The sequence below is a fragment of the Candidatus Anoxymicrobium japonicum genome (genome assembly GCA_002843005.1).
Classification (GTDB): Bacteria; Actinomycetota; Geothermincolia; order Fen-727; family Anoxymicrobiaceae; genus Anoxymicrobium; species Anoxymicrobium japonicum.
Map to the genome: position 1 here is coordinate 1 of PHEX01000112.1, position 2,495 is coordinate 2,495.

Consider the following 2,495-nt stretch of genomic DNA (forward strand, 5'->3'; position numbering starts at 1 on the left):
TTACTTGAAAAAGGAACCAGAACGCCACCCGTGTCAGCGGGTAGTATTTTAGAAAAAAGTTGCAATATTAGTTAACTAGGTTGCGGGTCGGCCTCAATTTGGGTATAAACCCACCTCTTTTGACCTTATTTCAGTCGAATACGCCCTCATTTTCAAGCTTATTATCCGACATGAATCTATTGTAATTTTACACTTTCGGTGCCCACCCATCCCCTGACCCGCTCGACATCTCGCAAATCCCAATAAAAAATATCCCTCGCCCCGTAGCCGAAGACCTGCTCAAAATAAAGAAAGCGTTACTATTAGTGATAGACATACATAAGACCCGCCACATATCGTATGGGGGTCTGACATGCCTCGTATGCGGCGTGGGCGCGGCACGGACACTAACAAAGGTCGGGGTCGACTACTACATCGAAACACTGACAAAAATAGGATGGGTGGATAGGGACAAGAATGCCGTAGAAATACTCGTGGACGAGTAAATGCAGAATGAACGATTAATTACCAAAAACCCTTTTTCTTTTTATATCTTCGGTCACAACCGACAAAAACCCTGCAAAATCTTCGGGTATAACCGAATCTTTATATATGCACTGACAGTTTCCGGTTCATGGGCGAAATTGACCTCTACAAAAGTCTTGCACTGTGGAACAGCCACTGGACGACCGGAAAGGTCTCGAAGCTGATAAAGAAGCACGAGGAGCCGAGAAGGACGTTCTACCATATCCGCAAAAGGATAACAAACTTACCGTTCGAGATAATGGCAGGGCCCAGGCAGGTGGGAAAAACCACCATGATGGGACACCTGATGGAGTATCTGATGGAGGAGGGCTACAGGCCAGAGGAGATACTCTATGTGCCCCTTGACGTTCCTGCTGTTGCTGCCGAACTTGGAGGGGGCTTGCAGGCGGTTGTGGATGTATATGAGAGACTCATTCTCAAGGAGTCTATTTCAAAGGTCAAAAGGCCCGTGATATTTTTCCTCGACGAGATACACACCCTGCCAGACTGGGGAAAGGAGCTAAAAGGGCTGTATGACCAGTATCACCCCACTCTGCGCGTGCTCGGAACCGGGAGCAGCAGTGCGGCGCTGTTAAACCCCACAACCGCGGACGCCCCGGGCAGATGGGAGAAGAACCACATGCATCCCCTGAAGTTCCTCGAAGCGGCGGGAAGCTACGGTATTGGTGGGTTGGAAGAGATCGGAAAGCTGGCAAGGAATGCAAGAGACGCGCTGGCCGGTCTTGGCACATCAACAGAGAGCAGGAATGCGGCAGGTGAAGCAATCTCTGCTCTCTATGCGGCAACACTGCCGCACGCAGACCGGCTGTATGCGGCCTTCGACGGATACCTGTTGAGAGGGGGATTTCCAAGGGTTCAGCCGCCCGCGACTATGGAGGACTCCTTCCGCTTTTTTGAGGTCGTCATGGACACGGCCATATCAAAGGACCTGAAGCTTTACGAGAAGGTCAGAAAACCGCAGGCTTTTCGCAGCTTCCTTGTCATGCTCGCAAAGAACCACGGAGGGAAGTTCATTAGCGCGGGGTGCGCGAAAGACCTCGGCGTAGACAAGGAGACACCTGCATCGTGGAAGGCGGTTGCAGAGGAACTCTTCTTCGTCCACCAGCTTCAGCGCGTCAACGATTCGTTCCACTACGTGCCCGGCAAGGCGGACAAAGCCTACCTTCAGGACCCGGGGCTGCTCTCCTTCCTTTCGGTTTCGACCGAGATAACAGAGCTCGAAGGCTCAGGGAAGATAGGCAATGTCGTCGAGGGGGTGCTCTTCGACCACCTGCGCAGGCTGCAGTTCAACACCCTTGGGCACCGCAACGGCACGATAGGCTACTTCGATAAGCCGGAGGTTGATTTCATAGTCCAGCTTCCCCATGCGTGGCTTGCGGTGGAATCCAAATACAGAAAACGTATCTCCGGTGCGGACAGGAGGCTTGTGCAGTATTTCGAGGGCAGGCCCAACGTGATGCCGGTAGTCGCTACAAGAGACAAATTCGAAATAAGGGACGATGCGTGGATTGTCCCTGCGTGGCTGCTCTGCATGATCGCGTGATGATCGTAGGGGGTGTGTTGGCGGGTAAGGTTGTTTGGGGGCTTATTGTGAAACGAACCTCCCCCTGCTCCGCATTTCGGCCAAATTCCAACTTGGGCTTCAGCTTGGGCCTTAACATGGGCCTCAACTTGGGACACAACGTGGGACAGACTTGGGACACGGGTGCACCGCACCCGCCAAAGAGTGGAGATATTACTACGTTGAGATGAGTGGAAAAGATGGAGATAAAAGTGGTGGCAAGGTTGGGAAATATTCGTGAAATAATAGGTTAAAACTCCTTAAAACTAATTCACTGCTTTGAAATCTTGAGGCTTTTGCTTTTTGAATCAATCTTAACATAATCTCCGAGCGAGAAATCTCCGACCTTTAGGTCGGGGATGAATCGCCCGGATTGGCCTTCTTTTTGGAAAAAGTTCTTTTTCTCTTA

1 protein-coding gene is annotated in these 2,495 nt (G+C 51.1%); it reads left to right on the forward strand.

Going from position 1 to position 2,495, the window contains the following annotated elements; translation table 11 throughout:
- Positions 1–613: 613 nt before the first annotated feature.
- Complete coding sequence (locus CVT63_08190; GenBank protein ID PKQ27403.1) at positions 614–2,068, forward strand: hypothetical protein; 1,455 nt, start codon at positions 614–616, stop codon at positions 2,066–2,068.
- Positions 2,069–2,495 lie beyond the last annotated feature (427 nt).

Bases quoted from the DNA above. Each gene is read 5' to 3' on its own strand.
- CVT63_08190 (PKQ27403.1), top strand. From the start codon at position 614: ATGGGCGAAATTGACCTCTACAAAAGTCTTGCACTGTGGAACAGCCAC.